Here is a 21,487-nt window from a genome sequence, read left to right on the forward strand (position 1 = left end):
TGATTTGCCGCAAAGTTCGGGAGAAGAAATAACCTAAAAGTCATGGTTATATCTATCATGGTATTACTTTTTTTCAAGCTATTTTTAGGGGAGTATTGGCGTAAAAGTTCCCCAAAATGTCATTTTTCAAAGTAGATTTCACCATAAAAAGAAAGTACCATGTTGGGGAGAACATGGTACTTCTACATACTGGAATACTGGAGATTATTTCATATCATCCTCATTCATCCGCTTAACAAGATTATCTATCAGATGATGAAGATATGCCGTCCGGTCTTTTCTCTCCTTCATGGCTATATATGAAGCGTAATAATCCCCTAAATCAATGTGGAATATCGTGCTAAGGAAATTCATCATTTCTTTTATCTCCACGTTGCCATTGTTTATGTCGCCTGAAGATACAAGAGAATATCCCAGTTCGATAAGATATGACTTTTTGCCTGTGAAGCGGAACGGGTATTTGAAACATCTTTGTAGATTATCTTCTATCTGATTATTCGTTACCAGTTTCACCAATCGCTTATTCAGATAAATGCGCAGCATTTCATTGGCGATAATCTTTGCTACTTTATAGTCATATCCGGTTGAGAAATTAGGGTCTTTATCAAACTGTGCGCTATCGGTACATAACCGCAAATCTGCTTTTCCACGAACAAAATAATATTCATCATACACAGTGGAGTGTGAACGGTAGTATTGATAAAAGTCCAAATTGCGATTGAAGAAATAGGTTAGATTATCCAGTTCCCGATTGATATAATTTCTAATTACTTCATCGCTACCATTAGGACATTGTGTTTCAATCTTATATATTTTATAGAAGAATAGCAACCGACCAAGTAATTCCGGTTTCTGTGTCTTGAAAAATAAGATTTCATCCCCTTTGGTTGGAAATATATAGGTTTGTATTTTAGTTCTCAAATCATCAAGAACTGTTTGCAGTTTATGTACCATTGAAAGAGAGGTTTCGATAATATCATAACCGTAGAGGTCGATTTCTGAAATATCAACCTCTACTTGCTCTAATATCTTATCTACTACCTTTTTCATCGTATAAATAGCTTATTTCATTACGCTATTATTCGATTTTACTTCTTTTTCATTCAGTTATTGTTCTTTTGATATATAAGGAGGATAATCATCTTTAGACAACCTTTTTTCCAATGTGTCAGGGGATATATCCCAAAGCGTTGGCAAATATTCAAATACGACTTTCCCGTTATCAAGATAAAAACGAACTTTAGAATTGAAAGCGACAGGTTTATATTTATCTTCTCCTATGGGATTATCTCTATATAACAACTGATTTTCTTGCCATTTTAGCTCTATCCCGTCAAAAGTTACATCAAATATTCCACAAACTACGGCTTCCATTGTGGAATCTTGAACTGTTGTTGAAACACAGCGCATATAACCTGTGATTTGCTTTGTGCTTTTTCGCATTGCCAATTCATAACAAAACACACTCGTTCCTGTATAATCTTTGGCTATGGTGGTTCTTGCTCCTTTATCATCCAAATTGTAAACCAATTCTTGGGTAACAGTTGTCATGTCGAACTTGAAACCGTTTCCCGTTGTCACTAAATTTGAGAATGTCATTTTGTCGTTATATACGCCTTCTAAATTTCCGTTCTCTAATTTATAGACTGCACCAGTAAGCAATGTTTTACCAATGATGTTCTCTTTTAAAAATTGAATTATTTCGTCTTTCATTTTATCTTTTGTTTTACTTCAATAGGTAAATAGATTTCCGTTACCAATTCTTCCATGCTTGCTTTATCGGGAGTATTGGTATATATTTCAAAAGTCATTTGTTCTCTTAAACTATACTTGCTATTAGGCAACCAATCAAGGTAAATATCCCGATAAATTCTATTTAATTCATGGTATCTTCCTTTTATATTGAATACCGAATATAGACCTGTTTCTATGTTTAGAACACTGAAACCTTTAGGAATTTCCATTGAATAGGGGACAGTTATACCAATCAAAAATCGGCATTTATCTATTTCCGTAATATCAAGGCTATCCAAACTGATGCTAACGTATTTGAAGCCTTTATCTGTCAGATTGTATTCCTTGGCAAATTCCATTATTTGCTCCCACAAAGTAGAATATGCTTGCTTATTTCTATGCGTTCGCTCGAATTTCAAATATGCAACTTTAATTTCTTTAATCCTCTTTATTGAATACTCCAGTCGTTTTATAATCTTGTTTTCATAAGCAACATTTGAATATGCTTTTCTGAAAGCAGGAATAGACATCTGAAAATGCTTCTTAAATGCCCTTGATAAAGTATGTTTATTTTGAAAATTTATCTGTTCAAGTAGTTCCGATACCCTTGTATTCGTTGAAATAAGTTTGAAAGCAATATATTCTAACCTTAACCGCTGAATATAATCACCGACATTCTCTCCAACAACATCTTTGAATACTCTCCGGAAGTGATACATAGACATACAAGCTACATGAGATAAATTGTCACAATTTAAGTCCTCAAATAAATGCCTGTTAATATATTCTTGAACATTCATTATAAGGTCATAGTGTATATGGGCAGTGTTTATCTTTTGCTTCCACCGCTTTAGATTGGGTAACCTGTCGGATAACACATTTCTCAATTCCTCGCTTTTGTAATTCGTACCAGCAATTTGATTATAAGAATCGGGGAAAAGTCCCCAAAGATAAATGAGGTACTCCATTGAGAAATTAAAAAGATATTTGCCGGAGTTCAAACAACAAGAACAAAATTCCTGATTGAGTGTACCATCAGAATTTGTTCCATATTCTGTAATACCCTCAATTCCTAACGGCATACCACAACTTTGGCAATATTTGGTTTCTATGTCTGTTTCCATTGCTGTTTCTATTATTGAGAGCAAAGTTACTCAATCTGTTACGAAATCAGTTACCATAAATAGTCATTTTTGAAATAAGCTGCAAAATCGTAACCTGTGTATATCATTTATAGCAAACTTACTTATACTGCAAATTGTCAATTGCTCTCTGAACCCTGTCTAAAAATCGGGAAGCGTGCGCCCCGTCCATTTGCGTGTGGTGGAACTGGAAAGAAACGGTAAGCGTCGTTTTCAGCAGGCGGCGTTTGTATTTGCCCCAAATAAGAAACGGATTATTAAAAATGCCGCTATACATCCCGACAGCCCCGTCTATTTCATATTGTGCCAATGCGGAAGTTCCGATAACCATGCTTTCCGTCAAGTCGTGATTGACGCAACTTTCAGCCACTTGTTTGGTAAGTCGCAGATAGTGTCGATTAAACAAAGATAAATCATCGCAGAAAGGAATATCACACGAACTTACCTCGCCCTCTCTGTTGGCGACAATGGTGTTTACTGCAATGGTATCGTACTGCATCAGTTTACCGCCAACGGGCAGCAGATAAAATTCTTTCACGTTTCTTGCGGCTTTGCCGATACACCAGCACATCAACATATTAAACTTCATGCCCGATTTCCGGCTGATTTTCACAAGGCGTGACACATTGAGTGTCTTAAAGAACGTCACCATTGGCATAGGTGCGTTCATCCACATTTCAAAGGCGTATGCCCGGCTGGTTTCTTGGGGATTTACTTCTTTCATACTTAATGCTATTTTCATTTAATGAATCAGACGGCAAAAGTAGGAGAAGCGTTTGAACCCGGATAGAACAAACGGGACATTTACACGGGATTGGTGAACAAATCGGAATAAGGATTTGATACTTTCAGTAAAGATATGGGCGTATATCCGCAGAACTTCTTGAACTCCCGGATAAAGTGTGACTGGTCAGCATAACCGCTGGCGTATGCTATTTGTGCCTGATTGATTTCTTTGCCCGCTTGATGCTGCATCTGCGCCAAAGCCTTTTGGAAGCGGACGATACGGGTATATTCTTTGGGATTGATGCCTACAAAGGAATGAAACAACCGCTCGAACTGCTTTTTGCTCAGGCAGGCAATGGAAGATAATTCGTTTACAGAGATTTGCGGAGTGATATATATTCGCTGTATGGCGGCATCTATTCTTTTAATTCTGTATGTGGTATCAGCTAAATTATCGGCAATTTGTGACAACAGCCATTTTTCTATATAGCTTATGCAAATAGAATTATTCTCACAGTCAAATATTCGTGTAGCCAGTTCATTCAAACTTTTGTTTTCAAGGCTGTAACCGGACACTTCTTGATTATAAAAGAGTGAAGTCGGTATGTTCAGAAACATACTCATAGCGTGAGGGTGGAATACAACCACTATCATTTCTGTATTGCCGTCTGCATACAAATGGGATGAAAAATTAACTTGTCCGCTGATGGTAAGTTTGTCTTGTGCAGCATTCAATTCGGGAATATATAGTGGTGCTTGCTTATGGAAGATGATTTGAGGGCAACCGATAGGATAAGTAAAGGCATCCAGCGGCCGATTGCTCTTGAATACCCAATAATACCTGACGTAAGGTTGCAGTAACTTACAAGGTTTGTAAAACTTGAACTCATCTTGAATCATTTTACAAATCTTTATCACTAATTGAGTCTAATATATTTTTCATGCGCTTGCTCACATTTTCCAATATATCAGTGTATTTATTGTAATTTCCATGTATATTATTGACTTGTCGACATATCTTTTTCTTGTTTTTTATCCAGACCTTATTTAATAGGTCTATATATATTTGATACTCGTTTTCCGGATGTAAATATTGAACTTCTTCCATTAGATAGGAACATCTATTACTATTTATAGGATGGTTATTAGGAGTCGGAATCAAATTTGCCTCTTCTAACCAAGAATAAATAAGAAAAAAGAAAATAGGTGCAAAAAGTAATAACATCTGATTTTTATCTGTTAGGTAAATATGATACAATACGTGTACTGCAAAAATATCAGCCACAATTTCTTCATCATTTTTCATTTTATTTCTAATATTAGGAGAAGGTTTTTTGCTGAAAGGCCATACGAGTTCTTCTATACTATCAATATAAGCATGTCCCATTTCATGAAGAATTATAAATATTTCAATTCCTGATAACAGAGACTCGTCTTCAGGGATTAGATTAAAAAAGCTAAATGCTTTTGCATGATTATTAGTAAGTAGTCCAATTGTCGTTCTTCTAAATTGTCGATGCATTCTCCATCTAATTATATTCCATAAATTGGAATTAGTTTGTTGCTCTATTATAAAAGGCTGCAAACATCTGCAAAAGACATGCGCAAAATAACAAGTTCCCGATGTAATAGAAATTCGTTTATCCATACCAAACCATGATGCATAGTCTGCATTTACAATACTCCATCCTGAAACATCATTAATTCCATCTATTGGAATGATAATTTTCAAGCTATCCAATGTTTTGCAAATAATGTTATATTCTTCATCTAATATTGTTTGATAATGAGGTAAAGGTAATATCTTTTTAAAATAGTAATATAAACAAATTTCGGTGTTAAGTTTTATTATCCAGCGAAAGAATGAATTGTTAGGAAAATGCTTTACTAAAAACAATATAACTCTATTGTGACGATAAAATAGAAACTTAAAATCCTTAATGATATTTTTTTTCAAACTTGGTTGTTGAGTTATTGCTGTAGATATTCTATTAGTAATAATATGTAATTTATTCATAAGGCTTTTCTCTTTAATTATGATATATTTGGATACAAATTTAAGATAATAATATCAAGACTAGAATATTTTGAGCATTTTTAGTGCAAGGTGCAAGCTATATATCTATATATAGCTTGCACCTTGCACTAACCGCAGAATATTTATTTTCAATGATTTGCATTTATCAAAAGAAAGCCGTATCTTTGAACCGTAGTTTTAGGCAGACAACGAACAGCCAAAAGGTGACAGAAAAGCGTTATTCTTGTAACCTAAGTTGTACCCCCTAAGGCTTTGACATGATGATAAGAAATTGAATTTCAAGGATATTGGGGAGTCGGTTCATAACCCTGTCTCTCCGCAATAAACATTGATTATCAGTGATTTATGAGACTTGCACCCAGTTTTACACCCTATAATGTAGAATTGGGTGTTTTTGTTTTATTTAACTATGCATTTAAACTGTCTATTTTTTTATTTTGTGATTGGTTACGAGGTTGATTCGGCTATGTGTTGTTCTATGAAATAAAAAAAGTAAAATTATTCCAACTTTTTAGCAACTGTTAGTGAGTATGATAAAAATGAAAGTTAAAGATATGAATAACAAACAGCATGTCCAATTGACAAAAGTTACTGATTACGATTTTGTTTCAGCAGAGAAGGACAAATATGGGGTTTTTTATAGTCGTGATGGTTTACGATTAATTGATGTTGATAATAAAACTTTTTCTTGTAGAGAATATAGAATAAAAGAAAGTGTTAAGATTATCTGTGATTATGCTTTTGCAGGTTGTTCTACTATTATTAATGTTATTATACCTGATTCTGTAGAGGTAATAGGGGAAAGAGCTTTTAGCGGCTGTTGTTTCTTAAGAGAAGTTTCTTTGGGTCATTCGGTTAAGATTATTAAGGAGTTTGCTTTTAAAGATTGTAAAGCATTGCGGGAACTTAAATTACCTGAATCTTTAGAAGAAATAGGACTAATGGCTTTTTCATATACGAGTTTGAAAGAAATTGTACTTCCGAAATCTTTGTTAAAAATAACAGGAAATCCCATAGTATATAATAAAGTTAAATTTGTGAATAATTCCCCTAATTTTACTGTTGAAAATGAGAATTTGTTTACTAAGAATAAGCGTGTTCTTATTTCTTTTCAGTCTAATGTGACTTCTTATATTATTCCTAAAAGTGTAGTTGCAATAAGTGGGTATGCTTTTTGGTATTGCTCTGATTTGGAATTAATTACAATTTCGCCAACAGTCAAATGGATGGGAGAGAATCCTTTTGCATATACAAAAGCAATAATTGAGAATCTATCAGAGAATTTTATTCTTGAAAATAATCTGCTTCTGACTAAAGATGGATCCTCGCTTATTGGTTGTTATTCTAATTATAAGATAATTAACGTACCTGCTTCTGTGAATGTTATAAAGAGGAATGCTTTTTTTAGAAGTGAGGTGGTTGAAGTAGTGTTGCCCGATTTGGTAGAAAGAATTGAGGATAATGCGTTTGAAAGTTGTATCGCTTTGCAGAAAATAAATTTGCCTGAATCTATAAAATATTTAGGTAATGGAGTCTTTTATGGTTGTTCATCATTACAGAATATGAAGCTTCCTCAATATTTAATTTATTGTGGTAGCTCTGTTTTTTCTAAATGTAGTTCGTTACAAACTATTGAACTTCCTATATCAATGAAGTCCATTAATAAGAGTATGTTTTCTGGTTGTTCTAGCTTGAAAAATATTTTAATTCCTAATTCTGTGACAAGAATAGGTAGGGCGGCTTTCTATCAATGTAAATCTTTCAAGGAAATTATAATTCCTAAATCAGTACAATACATAGATCGATTAGCATTTAGATACTGTAGGAATCTGAAAGCTGTATATATTCCAGATTCTGTTAAACGTATAGGGATGTACGCTTTTAGTGATTGTCAGGAAATTACAACAGTAAGTAGAGGAAGAAGTATTTATCGAAAATATGAATCAATGGGTCTTATAGCTACACCTCCAGGTAATAAAGAAAAAATTGAACGGATGTTGCCTAAATATTTGCATGATATTATTAAAGAGTTAACATATAAAGAATTTATTAATTGCAATATGCAGTTATACGAGAATATAAAGACAGAAAGGGAGTATGATTATAACTATTTAGATCGTGTAAAATGTCCAAGGTGTGGAGATTGGTATTATGTAGATGATGGAGTTTGTGATACTTGTGGCTATCCTTGGAATGAATGAAATTGTGAAATATTTGTATAGAAAAAGAGGTGAGCAATGCTTCACCTCTTTTGTTTTTTACTGGTAATAAAAAGTTATAAAGATGTCACGTAACTATTTTACTAGGGTGTCAATAGCTTCTTTATGTTCTATGTACCAAACCATTGCTTTAATTAGAGACTTCAACATAGCCTTGCAATGGGGAAGATGCTATGTGAGTCTTCTTTTTATATTCATATTTAAAGAATTTTTTAAGCAGTAACATTACTGCTTACTCTACAGTAGCAAATGTAATACAAATAGAATAAATATTGTTGTTTTTACGGAAGAATTTGACAATAATGATAATCTTTTTGCCTAAAAAACTATAGTTTAACCCCCTTTTTTAGTCTGTTTTTCTCTTTTTGGGTGTGGCTTACACCCAGCTTTTCTTTAAGTTCCTGAAACTTCATCCTAAACCATTCAAGTATCGGTATACCGTCAATGCATAGCCTGAATTTCCCATTCTCCTGCGGGTTTCTCTCTATGGTTGCCGTTGAGTGCTCCGTCCTGAACTTCTCCTTGTGTTCCTTCGAATAGAGCCTGCCTTTGAACCCTACGGGCTGCAGGCTGACGATTTGCCTTGTCAGTTCTTCGGTGAACCCCACTTCCCGGCATTGTTCGGCTATGGGCAGCAGTTCCGTTACGATAGGGAAATAGGTGTCTATCTGTTTCAGTCTGTTGTCGTACCCTGCAATTTTCTGTTGGTAACTTCGGTCTATCTTGTTTATCTCGCTGTTGTGGCGGTTCTCCATTTTTGTTTGCTCCCTCTGTTCGGCTTGTACTTGTCTTTGCAGATTAGCTATATCCTGCTTCAAGCCCTCATTCTCCGCTTCCAGCCTCTTGACCTTGCTGCCGCCCAAAAGAGAACTCACCCCGTCCGCTATGGCTGTGGTGGCGTTCACCGCTGCGCTCTTCATCTTCTGCGTGTTGATTTCCCCCTTGACCTGCTTTAACTTCTTCTGTGCTTCCTCTTCCAGCCCCAGCAGGGTTTCTATGTTCTCCTGCAGGCTGTCCTGTTGCTCTACCAGTCCCTTGTAGTATTGCATGGTGGAGATGTGTTTTGCCAGTGAACCGTCTATTCCTCTTTGCAAGCCATACTTGCCCATGGCTTGTGCGTAGGTGTCCTGATAGTGTTTCAGCCTATGCCTTGCCATGACGTCATCAGCACACAGCCGTACATCCTGCGTGTTCTTCTTGCGGTATTTCTTTTTCCCGTTCTGTTCTTCCTTTCTGGCTTTCCTGCGCTCCCCGGTCACTATCGGTACGATAGTGGCGTGTATGTGAGGTGTCTTCTCGTCCATGTGCAGTACTGCCGATACGAGGTTCTGCTCCCCGTATGTTTCCCGGATCCATTTCAGACTGTCGTTACACCAGTCTTCAATCCGTCCTTCCGCTTCCATTTGCTTCATGTCCTTGTTGCTTCCGGTAAGGAGTATCCGGATTGCCTTCACCTGATTGGCGCTCACCTTGCGTCTGATGCCTGCCGTTTCTATCCGGTGGGCTATCGCCTGCGTGCGGTTCCTCACCCCTTCGGGAAACTGTACGAGCTCCCGGTTCAGGTGTGTGCGCGTTCTGTCCGCATTTTTCGGGTGAACGGTGCGCTCTATGTGTGCGGACATCCTGCTGTCCGTCCCTTTTGCCTTTTCCAGATGCAAAACTGCATATCCCATAACTGTCAATAATTTCAGGTTAATACTTCCCCTGCCTTGCCTTTATGCCGCATGGCAGACGGGGTTTCCAAAGGGGCGGCGCCCCTATGGCTCGTTGGGGCTTTTTTAGCAATGTGTGCATTGCGTTAAGAAAAAGCCCTAATGAGCTATGGCTTTTTTCAAAGCCTTCCGGTGGCTGTGCGGCTACATCCTGATCCCTTTGCCTTTCTTCTTCGGCTGCTCTGTCTGCCGTTGCCTTTTTTCCGCTTTCGGTTTCTCTTGCTGCCGTTGCGCCTGTCCTGACCTTTTATCCCGCAGGAAGTCGTTCAGATCGTTGTACCCTTCGTATATGTGCGATGTGTCCCGTATGCGTAGCCCGTACTCTTTTTGCAACTCCTGAACGGCCTCGATTCCCGCCTTGTCGTTGTCAAGGAAACAATGGATGCTTTCATAACCGCCCAACGGTCGGATTGCTTTGGAAAGGTCGGAAGTCGAGTTCAGTACGATGTAGTCCTGTCCGTTAAGTTCGGGACGGTCGGGACACCTTTCCAGCCGCAGGGTGAGGAAAGAGAGGTAGTCCATGAATCCCTCGAAGATGTAGCATGCCTCCTTCGACTCCGATTGTCGTATATGGGTGATGTCCTTCGGTGCTATGCATCCCTTGAAATGCTTGTTGCGTATCTCGTATCCTCCCGAACGGTTGGGGAAGCCTATAGCATAGTATGGGGTTTCCCCGGTCAGATAGCGGACCTCCCTGCATTCTCTTTTTGCCAGTTCCGTATTTATTCCCCTTTGCCGCAGGTAGGCATACAGGGCGGGAGAGGAGAGCGGTACTACCTCCAACTGCCGGAAACTCGGCTTTGATAAGGGTTGCTTGCCAAAAGAGAAAGAGACCGGGCGCACGTTTTGTGCCTGCTCCCTTATCCTTTCCAAGAGGTAGGGCAGACTGTCGGATGCGTATAGCTCCTGTGCCAGTGCGATGATATTACCACCTTTGCCTGCGCATCAAAATCATACCATAGGTTGCGTTCGGTGTTCACCTTGAAGGAGGGTTCCTGTTCGTCCCTGAACGGTGAGTTGTACCATAGACTACCACCTTGTTGCCTTACCGGACTGTATCCAAGACTGTGCAGATATTCCTCTATGCGTATCTGCTTCGCTTCATTCATATTCATCATATTTCTGTTTTAAGTAGATATTGTTTTTGGGTTTTTCGCCCGTACCCTTTCATGTGTTACGGGCTGCATCCGCTTTACTTTACTTTGCTATATATATGCCCCCAGACTAAAGTAAAGCGGTTTCCGGTCTGTGCCGTCATGGTGGAGGCCTGGTATGAGACCATACCCTTTTCCGTACTGTCATACCGTTGTTCTTGTCAAGTGTGAATATTATTTTTTCTTTTCGCCCGTATCTTTTTGTATATTACGGGCTATATCCACTTTACTTTACTTCCGTATATATATGGTACGGGACTAAAGTAAAGTGGTTCCCATACAATACCGCTAATAGTGAAAATCGGGTTTGAAGGTGTATTTCCTGCCGTTCTCCTGTACTATCATCCGTTTGTTTTTCAGTACTGTAATGAGGTCTGTCAGCCTGTTTCCCCCAAGCATGACACCGACAGAGGCGTAGGTTTTCCTCAATTCTTCCGCAAGCTCCTTGTAGCCGTATTCATCTTTGAGTGTGAATGCCGCTTCCAGTGCGATGCGGTGCTGCTTCTCTGTGATGTCCTTGTAGGGGTCGAACTTCTCCCTTTTCCCTTTTCCCGGGTCCTTGTGTTTGAACAGGTATTCGTCCAGCAGTTCGGGCAATGCCTCCCCGTTGATGCGGAATGCGAACGGTTCGAAGTTCATCGCCCTGATATGTGCTGCCTTGACCGTACTGATGTCGGGGTCCTTCTCGTCCTTCTCCACTTGCAGCACTGTTTCGGCCTTGTTGCTAAGCTCCGTTCCGATGTGTCCCCTTGCGTTCTCGTCCCCCTTGTTCTGATGCAGTATGGTGTGTATGTGTATGTGTCTTTCCCCCGTCCATGTCATCAGCAGGGAGATTACCTTCGTGGACTCGCTGGGGCTGTTGATGTCGTACACCATATCCCGTATTCCGTCAATGACTACCAGCCCTACATTTTCGGTGCGGTAAATGGCCTCCCTCACGATTGCTATTCGTTCCTCGGGCGTGTACTTCCTTAGGACAAGGAATTCAAGGTCTTTATGGTTCCTGCCTGTCGGCAGTCCCGCCATGCGCAATATTCTTTTTGCCACTTTCGCACAGTGGTAGGAACTTTGTTCGGTATCCACATAGAGTATTTTCCTCCTGTTTTCGGGCAGTTCCGCCGTGTAGCTTAGCACTGTCCCGTTTTTCAGTGCAGCCGCCACGATTGCGGAAACATTGAACGTTTTCTTGCTCTTTGCTTTTCCGATTGATGCGCTGAAGTTCCCCAGCGTGCCTATGACGGAACCGTGTACTTTCAGTATTTCGGGTGCCCTCTCGTAGTCTTCCGAAAGGTCGAGCCGTGAGGCTTGCCACAGTATCACCGCCGCTTCGGGCGTGACTTCTTTTCTTTCTCTGTACTCCATGTCCGTACCTCCTTATCTGCGTCCCCCGCTTTTGTGTCCTGCCAGTTCGAGTGCCATGTCCGCATCTACGATGATTTTGCGTCCTATCTGCGTAATGGCTCTGTCTATCTTCCCACTTTTCTTGATGCGGTTTGCTGTGGGCATACTGCACCCGAACAGGCGTGCTATGCCGCCTATCCCGTACACGTATTTCTTTTCCGTATCGGCTGCGGGCTGTGCTGCTCTCGCTTCCCTTTCCTGCAGGGCGTGTCGGTTCAGTAATATAAATTCCTCTCCCGTCATCTGCCATACGGGCTTTGATAAAAGTTCTCTGATTTCCATGTTGGAATGAATTTAACGTTTGTACTGTAAGCCCTGCGCACGGGCTTTTTTGTTTCGTTCGAACAGTGCAAAGTTAATCCCGGATACGGGTGGTAAGGATGTGGATAGCGTGAATGGGGTATCACGCTATCTCACTAAATATCAGAAGATAATAAAGAGTGGTGAAAAATATTTCGGGTGGTAAAAGTGGTTGTTTCGTGGAATGTCGTGGCGTATCGCTGACTATCGGAATATTGACTGCATTTCCTTCGCAAATATCTGATTGCTGTCACTGGGTAAATCGGTCCGGGGTACGGGTGCCTTGTATTTTGATTTATAGTATGTGTCGTCTATTCCCAGCAGGTTCATGATGTCTTTTCTCCATTTTTCTCTGTCTGGTTTGTGCAGTGTTTCACCCATAAGGAAAATAAGATAACATACACGAGCCTTTTCCCTCGGTCTTATTATCAGTTTGCCTTCGCACGGTTGCAGGTTCATGCTGGCGTAAAAGTCCAGTTCGGAAATGGCTTCGAACTGTTCACCGTTACATTTTTCGTAAACGGCTGACAAGAGTTTCATGGGAAAATAGGTGGGTGAGGGTGTCGGTGTGGCGGCCTCTTTTTCTTCCCCTTCCTTTTTCTTTTGGCCGGTCATGTATTTTTCGAGGATTGCCAGCAGCGATCCGTCCAGCCTGTATATGTCTCCGCAGCGGTTTTTCAGGTATTGTAGGGCTTCCCGCCTTGCCTGTTCCTTCTGTGCATATAGTTCATCCAGCTTGGCTTTCTCCCTGTCGTATTCCCGTTTGCACTGCCCGTATCTTTTTTCCAACCTTTCCTCTTCCTGACGATCATGTTCCCTGAAACCGACTGCCTCCAAAGATCCGTTAGCTTCCATAAGTTCCCGGTAATATTCGTTTGTGATTTGCATTTGTCTTTCGATGTCCCGGTCATGACATCTTTCATGCTGCCGGCAGATATGTTCAATATCGAGACGGTCGAAAAACTCCTTGCAGGTATTATACATTGAGATATTGTTTTCAATCTCCCGTTTCAGGCTGTTCAGCAATATGGAAAAGTGCGTACCCTCCGTTTCAAGCATGAGGCTGATAAGTGCCTTTTCAAAGGTCTGTGTGTCTTCATACTCTTTGTAAAAGTCATGAATGAACTTCTGCTTCTCAAAAGAGAGGCCGTCACCGGATGTTATTTCCGTATATGTCTTGTTGAGTTTCCCGTAGCGGGGTATCATTGAGGTTATTCTTTCTTCCATGCTATTGTTGTGTTTACAGTTGGTTGAATTTGTTCATCGCATTGGCCTTGATGTCATCGGCAACGTCTATGTATGGTTTCATCGCCTTGTAGTCGCTGTGTCCCGTCCACTTCATCACTACTTGTGCGGGAATACCCAATGCCAAAGCGTTGCAGATGAATGTCCGTCTTCCGGCATGGGTTCCCAGCAGGGCGTATTTGGGTGTGACGGTGTCTATACGTTCATTTCCCTTGTAGTAAGTTTCCCTTACCGGGTCGTTGATTTCCGCAAGTTCCCCCAGTTCTTTCAAATAATCGTTCATCTTTTGGTTGCTGATGACCGGAAGTGCCTTGTGATCTTCAAAGTGTACGCTTTTGTATTTTTCCAGTATCGCCTTGCTGTGGTTGTTTAACTCTATGATAAGGCTGTCCGCTGTCTTTACGGTGGTCACTTCTATATGGTCGGGCTTGATGTCGCTCCGTTTGAGGTTGTACACGTCCGAATAGCGCAGCCCGCTGAAACAGCAGAACAGAAAAACGTCCCTTACCCGTTCGAGATACTGCTTGGTTTGGGGTATCTTGTAGTCTTTCAGTCTGTTCAGTTCCTCCCATGTGAGGAATATCACTTTTTTGGGTGTGTTTTTCAGCTTGGGCTTGAAGCTGTCATAAGCCATGTTCTGATTGTACCCTTTCTTGAAACTCCACCGCAGGAACCATTTCAGGAAGGCTATCTGCTTGCCTATGGTGCTGTTACGCATATCTTTCTTGTTACGCAGGAAGTCCACATAGTCATTCAGACCGTTCTCGGTGAACGTATCAAAGGAAAGTTCATCCCTGAACTCTTTCAGGTGGTTCTTTACCGCAGCGAATTTTTCGTAGGTTGCGTCTGTCCAGTCGTTCTGTTTCCCGCATTCCCTTACAAACTCCTCGAACGCCTCCCAAAAGCTGATTTTAGGTCCTTCGGCTGTTTCCTGCTCTGTGACTGGTGCATCCTTCATCCTTGCATTGAAGCTGTCCTTTATCTGTGCGGGTGTGGGTAGTACGTTCTGTACTTCAAACTCTTTGAAGATGTTCTGTATCTCCGTATACTGTCTTAGCAGGTCTGCATTGATTTCGGATGCGCTTAGCTTCAGTTTGTTTGTGCATCCGTTCTTTACCCTTTGTTTGTCCGTATCCCATTTGGTAGCGTCAATGCGGTAGCCCGTTGTAAACTCTATACGCTGGCTTGCGAATATCACACGCATACGGATAGGCACATTCTCTGTGATTGGCACACCGTTTTTCTTCCGGCTTTCCAGTGCGAAAATGATGTTTCTTTTGATATTCATAATTGGGTGTGTTTGAAAATTGACACCCAAAAATACACCCAGAAAGTGAGATATGCAAAGATATTAAGAGATATTTTATTTTCTGTTTACTTTGTAATAACTTGGTAATTAACAAGATATTACGAGTTTGTGATATTGTTTGAAATGATAGGTGATAGAACCTGTCTCTCCGCTTCAATTAATAGATAAATCCCTGTAAAGTAGTACTTTACGGGGATTTTTTATTTTGTGTATGTGAATAAGATAAGCATAAAAAGGGGCGGTTTCTGTTGAAATAGAAAATAACACTATTTGAACTGTTTATTTTAGAATAAACACTCTTTTTTCAGATTGAATTTATCGGTTTAAAGAATATTATTCCAAAATGCTTATTATCAGTTAAATATCTGTTTTGATCTACTGTCGGATTTCAGTTTTTATATCTACCTTTGTTCTGATTGTACGAGATTTGATAGTTATAATATTAATGAATAGAATGATGAAAAAACAGACCCAAGCGATTCATACGCAGTTCCAAAGAAGAGATGCTTACAATTCTCTCAGTATGCCGGTTTACCATACAGCGGCTTATGAATTTGACAATGCTGATGACATGGCTGATGCTTTTTGCGGGCGGACAGATGCTCCGGATTACTCCAGAGTGATGAATCCCACAGTGACTTTTTTTGAGAATAAGGTGAAGGAACTTACGGGGGCAGCAGAAGTCATAGCCCTCAATTCCGGTATGGCGGCTATTAGTAATACATTATTTTCAATTGCAGCTGCAGGAAAGAATATAATTACATCGCGTCATTTGTTTGGTAATACTTATTCGTTTATTGCTGGTACATTGTCCCGCTTCGGGGTGGAACCTAGATTGTGTGATTTGACAGACATTGGAGCAGTAGAGAAAGTAGTAGACAGTAATACCTGCTGCATTTATGTGGAGATTATCACCAATCCGCAGATGGAAGTGGCGGATTTACAGGCGCTCTCACGGATAGTTCATGAAAGGGGAATTCCTCTCATCGTTGATACTACGCTTATTCCTTTCACAGAATTCGATTCACATAGCTTAGGCGTAGATATTGAAGTGGTTTCCAGTACCAAATATTTATCAGGGGGAGCCACTTCCATTGGTGGTTTAGTAATTGATTATGGTACATGTCCGGGATTCGGTAAACGTATGCGTACAGAGATGTTACTCAATCTGGGAGCTTATATGACTCCTCATGTGGCCTATATGCATACTATCGGATTGGAAACATTGGACGCGCGATATCGGATACAGTCTGCCAATGCCGCTATGTTGGCTGGTAAGCTTCGCATATTATCTGCTGTCAAACGTGTGAATTATGTGGGGCTGAAGGATAATTCATACTACGCTTTGGCACAAAGACAGTTTGGTCCGACTGCCGGTGCTATGATTACGATAGACCTGGAAAGTAAAGAGGCATGCTTTGCTTTCATCAACCGACTGAAATTGATACGTCGCGCTACTAACTTGTTTGACAATAAGACGCTTGCTATTCATCCTGCAAGTACTATTTTTGGACCGTTTACTGATAAACAGCGACAGGACATGGATGTGTTGGATACGACTATCCGTTTCTCAATTGGTTTGGAGGATGTGGATGATCTGTTTGACGATGTCAGACAGGCTTTGAATAATAAAAAGGATTAGAAGCAAAAATCTGAAAGTCATACACGCAACTGTAAATATACCGCAAATATGGTATATAAAATGCCATTCATACGGGATTTATCAGCTTGTATATATCTAATACCTTTGCCCCATCATTTTAACAGTAAACAATAATGGGTAAAAGGATTCATTTATTTTTGCTTGCTCTTGCAATAGGAGTGATACAAGGGGCAGCACAGGTGACAACAGTGCGGGGCATCGTCACCACAGAAGAAGATGGGGAGCCGGTTATCGGTGCCTCAGTTATAGTGAAAGGAACTTCATTGGGTACCGTAACTGATGTCAACGGGAGATTTGAACTGAGTGGATTCCCGCCATCAGCCACCCGGCTGCTAATCTCTTACATTAGTCTGATGGCAAAAGAGGTGGCTATTGCACCACAGGTATCGGTAACACTGAAGAGTGATACGCATCTGCTGGATGAGGTAGTAGTAACGGCTTTGGGTATTTCACGCGAGAAAAAGGCATTGGGCTATACGGCACAGGAAGTAAAACAGAATGCTTTGGTGCAAGGGAAAGATAATAATCTGTTAAATTCGTTGAGTGGTAAGATAGCTGGTGTGCGTATTACCAATACACAAGGAGATGTTGGTTCCAGTCGCATCGTTATTCGTGGTGAAACTTCTATTGCAGGTGAGAATCAACCGCTTTTTATTGTGGATGGAATCCCAGTGGATAATTCGCAGCTTAATGCACGTTCCAGCGGACGCGATTTTAAAAATGCAATAGCAGACCTGAATCCGGAAGACATAAAAACACTTACTGTATTGAAAGGTCCGAATGCCGCTGCCCTTTATGGTGCGCGTGCTGCTCACGGTGCTATTGTCATCACTACTAAGGGAGGAGACAAAAGGCAGAAAGGGATAGGGATTACATTACATTCTTCCACGCAAGTCTCTTTTGTTGCTACCTTGCCGGAGTTTCAAAATCTTTTTGGACAAGGGGCAGGGGGACGGTTCAGTTATGTAGATGGCAAGGGTGCAGGTGTGAATGACGGGGTAGACGAAAGCTGGGGGCCACGTCTTGATATTGGTTTGTTGATTCCTCAGTTCGATAGCCCATTGGACGCTGACGGTAATCGTGTGGCTACTCCCTGGGTATCCCATCCCAACAATGTACGCGATTATTTTCGCATGGGTATTTCTACAAACAGCGGTATTTCTGTTGCCCGTGGAGACGACAAATACCAGTTCCGTGTAGGATATAACTACGAAAAACAAGTCAGTATCGTTCCTGATGCTGGAACTAATAAGACGAATATCAGCCTAAATACGGATTACCATCTGGCAAAATGGATTGTGGTGGGAGCTACGGCCAATTACATCGTTTATACAGCTCCCAGTTTACCGGGGTCAGCTACCCCCTCGGGCAGTAACGTACGTTCTAACAGTCCTATGCTTCAGTTCTTGTGGTTCGGACGTCAAGTGGATACGAACTCATTGAAGGCGGACTATACTCGCAACTGGAATTCAAGCTATTACGACAATCCTTTTTGGAGTGCTTCTTATAATACACAGAGTCAGGAACGTCATCGTCTGATAGGTGATCTGCATGCCGAATTCCGTCTGACAGATGGGTTGAATGTGCGTTTCCGTACTAGTACCGACTGGTATAATGACCGGAGGAAATCCAAAGTAAAATGGGGGAGTGCAGGTGCCGGTTCGCCTTACGGCAGTTATGCTGAAGATGCCTATACGGTGAAAGAGAATAACACAGAAGTATTGGCGACTTATATCAAACAGTTGAATAAAAATTGGGGAATTGACGCTCTTCTGGGTTTTAATGTACGTAACAAACAATATGAGAATAATTATCAGGCTGCTCCCCGTTTGGCGGTTGCTGATCTTTATACATTGACTAACTCGCGTGATCCGCTCACTTCGTCCAATGATTTCTACCGTTTACGGCAATATGGCCTTTACGGTTCCATACAACTGGATTACCGTCGTTGGGCTTTCTTGAATATAACAGGACGGAACGATTGGTCGTCTACACTACCTGTGGACAACAATTCTTATTTCTATCCTTCGGTGACGGCTAGTGTGTTGCTTTCTGAAGCTTTCGGATGGAGAAGTAAAGCTGTTAACTACCTAAAAATACGTGGAGGATGGTCTCAAGTGGGAGCAGATGCCAATCCTTATCAATTGGCAACGGTCTTTACTTCAGAAACAGCTTTCAATGGGAATCCACTTCAAAGTTCTTCTACCATTGGTATGAATCCGAATCTAAAACCGGAGAAGACGTCATCTATAGAAGCTGGTTTCGAGGCGGCTTTTTGGGACAATCGCCTATACTTGGATTTCACTTACTATAAGACCGATAGTCGTAATCAAATATTGAAACTAGCTACTACTGCTGCCAGTGGGTACACGTCGCAGGTGCGTAATGCCGGACATATCCGTAATCGTGGCTATGAAATACAATTGGGCACTGTTCCTATACAAACATCGAAAGGGTTTCGTTGGAATCTGGATTTGAATTATGGTGCCAACAGCAGCAAGGTTGTCAAATTGGATGATGAAGGTTTGATTACGAGTTACCAGCTCTACTCGTCTGGTATTCAGATACTGGCTTCAGTGAGCGAAGCTTATGGAACCCTGTTCGGCACTTCATACGTGCGTGATGCTAATGGAAACGTTGTGGTGGATGCTAACGGTCTGCCTAAGATTTCGACCACTAATAAAACGTTGGGGAAGTTTACGCCCGACTGGACAGGCGGTATCAGTAACACTTTCAGTTATCGTTCGTTAAGTCTTTCTTTTCTGATAGATGCAAGTGTAGGTGGTTCTATTTTTTCCAACACTAATAAAACTGGAAAATATACCGGTGTATTAGCTAACACATTATCGGGCCGGGATGCCGAGCACGGTGGCTTGTGGTATTATACTGACGCCATGGGTAACAATGTACGATTACCAGAATCTCCTTCTTATTCCGTATCCTCTGATGGACTTTACTATGCCCAGGTCAATGAGCAATCCACCCGTGTGTATCAGGATGGCATTATGGTAGAAGGAGTGACGGAAAGTGGTTCTAAGAACGAAGAGGTTGTATCTGCCGAGAAATACTACCATCGTATTTACAGTATTGCTGAAGCTAATGTATATGATGCTTCTTACGTGAAACTGCGAGAAGTCGCTTTGAGTTACCGTCTACCTCGCTTGTGGACGCAGAAACTGCATTTGCAAGAAGCTTCCGTTACACTGACGGGACGTAACTTGTGGACTATTTATAAGAGCGTCCCTAATATAGATCCGGAATCGGCTTTGACTACTGGAAACGCACAAGGAGTAGAAGCCTATTCATTGCCTACAACACGTTCCTTTGGTGTGAACCTTTCCGTGAAATTCTAAATGTGAACCTTTAAATAATAGGATAAGATGAAAAGAAGAATATATTTTTTATATATAATATGGGTACAAGTGGTTGCCATTTCTCTATCATCGTGTGATGATGAATTGACTGATATCAACCGCAACCCCAATGCCACTGAAAATCCACAGCCGGCTTATTTACTTGCCGCTGCACAGTATCATGCCGCCAATCTTTATTGGGGAAGTAGTACGAACTATAATTCTACTCTGTTGTGGGTGCAACATTGGGCTAAAATACAATATACAGAGCCAGATTGCTATAATGTGGATAATGGCAGCTTTACCACTACGTGGGACACCGGCTATGCAACGCTAATAACTGACTTGAATGCTATTATCAGTTCGGAACTCGGAAATGATAATTATCGAGGGATAGCTACAGTGTGGCGTTCGTGGGTTTACCTGTTGCTGACCAATCTGTATGGAAATATACCATACAGTGAATATGCACAAAGTGTAACACCCGCTTATGATTCACAAGAGACTGTTTTGCGCGGGCTTTTGGAGGAGTTGATCGCTGCTGACCAGTTGCTTTCTACCACAGGAGGAACGGTAGAAGGGGATTTGATTTACGGAAATGATATTACCCGCTGGAAACAATTGGCCCACTCCCTACGGCTACGTATCGCCCTTGAATTAGCTGACCGGGATGAGGATACAGCGCGTCGGGTTATTGCTTCCCTTTGGGATAATCGTAACAGTGTAATAGATAGCAATGATGCTATAGCCCGTTTTGTTTTTACTTCTTCACCACAATGGAATCCATGGGCATCTGCTTTCAATTCACGTGATGATCAGCGGGTATCAAAAACGTTGATTGATAAACTGAATGAATGGAATGATCCGAGAATTGGAATTTTAGCCCAGCTACCTCAAGACGAAGGTGTGAAAAACTATGTAGGAGCTGCCAATTCCTTATCTGCTGATGCCGCTAATAATCAGGGATTTAATAAAGTTTCCCGTCCCGGTACTTATTTTTTGAAAGATAGCTCTCCGGCTGTATTTTATACGTATGCCGAGGTCTTGTTTATCTTTGCAGAATCCGCTGCACGCGGCTGGATAACGGCTGATGCGGAAACGCTCTACCGCGAAGCTATTACTGCTTCATTGAATCAGTTTGGCATTATAGACAATCGTATAATCGATTCCTATTTACAGCAGGAGGCGATTCGGTTCGACGCCGCACATTGGTATGAATCTATCGGCTGGCAGAAGTGGATCGCTTATTATGGACAGGGACCCGATGCTTTCACTGACTGGCGCAGGCTCGGTTATCCCCAGCTTATCCCTGGTCCCGATTCCGTTTTGGGTTCCGGAGAGTTACCTCGTCGCTTTTTTTATCCCGTAACGGAACAATCACTGAATGGTAAGCAGTATCAGATTGCCATATCCCATCAGGGAGCAGATGAGATTACTACCCGTTTGTGGTTTGATGTAGCTAATAAAGAACGATGATACCTCCGTGTCTCC

At 41.2% G+C, this 21,487-nt stretch carries 15 protein-coding genes and 1 pseudogene; 4 read left to right on the forward strand and 12 right to left on the reverse strand.

What is annotated here, in order from left to right; genetic code table 11:
• Positions 1–204: 204 nt before the first annotated feature.
• From DXA54_RS18575 to DXA54_RS18600, 6 genes are all read right to left on the reverse strand, one after another.
• Positions 205–1,050 (reverse strand): RteC domain-containing protein, encoded by an 846-nt coding sequence (locus tag DXA54_RS18575; protein WP_120080331.1) that lies wholly within the window; start codon positions 1,048–1,050, stop codon positions 205–207.
• 57 nt (positions 1,051–1,107) lie between these two features.
• Positions 1,108–1,713, reverse strand: coding sequence for a hypothetical protein (locus DXA54_RS18580; protein ID WP_120080333.1), 606 nt, complete (start codon positions 1,711–1,713; stop codon positions 1,108–1,110).
• A complete protein-coding gene (locus DXA54_RS18585) occupies positions 1,710–2,858 on the reverse strand; it encodes a GyrI-like domain-containing protein (RefSeq protein ID WP_120080335.1) in 1,149 nt (382 codons plus the stop codon). The genes DXA54_RS18580 and DXA54_RS18585 overlap by 4 nt, the downstream gene beginning before the upstream one ends.
• 118 nt (positions 2,859–2,976) lie before the next feature.
• Positions 2,977–3,600, reverse strand: a complete 624-nt coding sequence (locus tag DXA54_RS18590) for a CatA-like O-acetyltransferase, family 2 (protein WP_120080337.1) — start codon at positions 3,598–3,600, stop codon at positions 2,977–2,979.
• A gap of 80 nt (positions 3,601–3,680) precedes the next feature.
• Positions 3,681–4,502 carry a helix-turn-helix domain-containing protein gene (locus DXA54_RS18595; protein WP_117719693.1) on the reverse strand — a complete coding sequence of 274 codons (822 nt, stop codon included), beginning with the start codon at positions 4,500–4,502 and terminating at the stop codon, positions 3,681–3,683.
• A gap of 1 nt (position 4,503) precedes the next feature.
• Positions 4,504–5,619 carry a hypothetical protein gene (locus tag DXA54_RS18600; protein WP_008664991.1) on the reverse strand — a complete coding sequence of 372 codons (1,116 nt, stop codon included), beginning with the start codon at positions 5,617–5,619 and terminating at the stop codon, positions 4,504–4,506.
• Positions 5,620–6,170: 551 nt separating this feature from the next.
• On the opposite strand from DXA54_RS18600, the gene DXA54_RS18605 reads away from it, so the two are divergent.
• Entirely contained in the window at positions 6,171–7,841 is a 1,671-nt protein-coding gene (locus DXA54_RS18605) for a leucine-rich repeat domain-containing protein (RefSeq protein ID WP_118032547.1), read from the forward strand.
• Between the two features lie 344 nt (positions 7,842–8,185).
• Here DXA54_RS18605 and mobV read toward each other — a convergent pair whose 3' ends face one another.
• The 6 genes and pseudogenes from mobV to DXA54_RS18635 form a co-directional block, all read right to left on the reverse strand.
• Positions 8,186–9,532 carry a MobV family relaxase gene (gene mobV / locus DXA54_RS18610; protein WP_120080339.1) on the reverse strand — a complete coding sequence of 449 codons (1,347 nt, stop codon included), beginning with the start codon at positions 9,530–9,532 and terminating at the stop codon, positions 8,186–8,188.
• A gap of 183 nt (positions 9,533–9,715) precedes the next feature.
• Positions 9,716–10,686 (reverse strand): annotated as a pseudogene (locus DXA54_RS18615) (toprim domain-containing protein).
• Between the two features lie 327 nt (positions 10,687–11,013).
• On the reverse strand, positions 11,014–12,087 hold the full coding sequence (locus DXA54_RS18620) for an AAA family ATPase (RefSeq protein WP_118032546.1): 1,074 nt from the start codon (positions 12,085–12,087) through the stop codon (positions 11,014–11,016).
• A 12-nt stretch (positions 12,088–12,099) separates the two neighbouring features.
• Entirely contained in the window at positions 12,100–12,408 is a 309-nt protein-coding gene (locus tag DXA54_RS18625; RefSeq protein ID WP_005809723.1) for a DUF3853 family protein, read from the reverse strand.
• 222 nt (positions 12,409–12,630) lie between these two features.
• Entirely contained in the window at positions 12,631–13,653 is a 1,023-nt protein-coding gene (locus DXA54_RS18630) for a hypothetical protein (protein WP_165863271.1), read from the reverse strand.
• 13 nt (positions 13,654–13,666) lie between these two features.
• A complete protein-coding gene (locus tag DXA54_RS18635; protein WP_005677642.1) occupies positions 13,667–14,959 on the reverse strand; it encodes a site-specific integrase in 1,293 nt (430 codons plus the stop codon).
• A gap of 478 nt (positions 14,960–15,437) precedes the next feature.
• On the opposite strand from DXA54_RS18635, the gene DXA54_RS18640 reads away from it, so the two are divergent.
• The 3 genes from DXA54_RS18640 to DXA54_RS18650 all read left to right on the forward strand — a co-directional run bounded on the left by DXA54_RS18640 (position 15,438) and on the right by DXA54_RS18650 (position 21,472).
• Entirely contained in the window at positions 15,438–16,622 is a 1,185-nt protein-coding gene (locus DXA54_RS18640; RefSeq protein WP_004309996.1) for a PLP-dependent transferase, read from the forward strand.
• A gap of 134 nt (positions 16,623–16,756) precedes the next feature.
• The gene (locus tag DXA54_RS18645; protein WP_120080341.1) at positions 16,757–19,996 is read left to right on the forward strand and encodes a SusC/RagA family TonB-linked outer membrane protein; all 3,240 of its coding nucleotides are present in this window, start codon (positions 16,757–16,759) and stop codon (positions 19,994–19,996) included.
• A gap of 27 nt (positions 19,997–20,023) precedes the next feature.
• Positions 20,024–21,472: a SusD/RagB family nutrient-binding outer membrane lipoprotein gene (locus tag DXA54_RS18650; protein WP_004302255.1), complete on the forward strand. Its 1,449-nt coding sequence runs from the start codon at positions 20,024–20,026 to the stop codon at positions 21,470–21,472.
• Positions 21,473–21,487: the final 15 nt, after the last annotated feature.

It is taken from the genome of Bacteroides sp. OF03-11BH (assembly GCF_003604005.1).
GTDB classification, from domain to species: Bacteria; Bacteroidota; Bacteroidia; order Bacteroidales; family Bacteroidaceae; genus Bacteroides; species Bacteroides ovatus.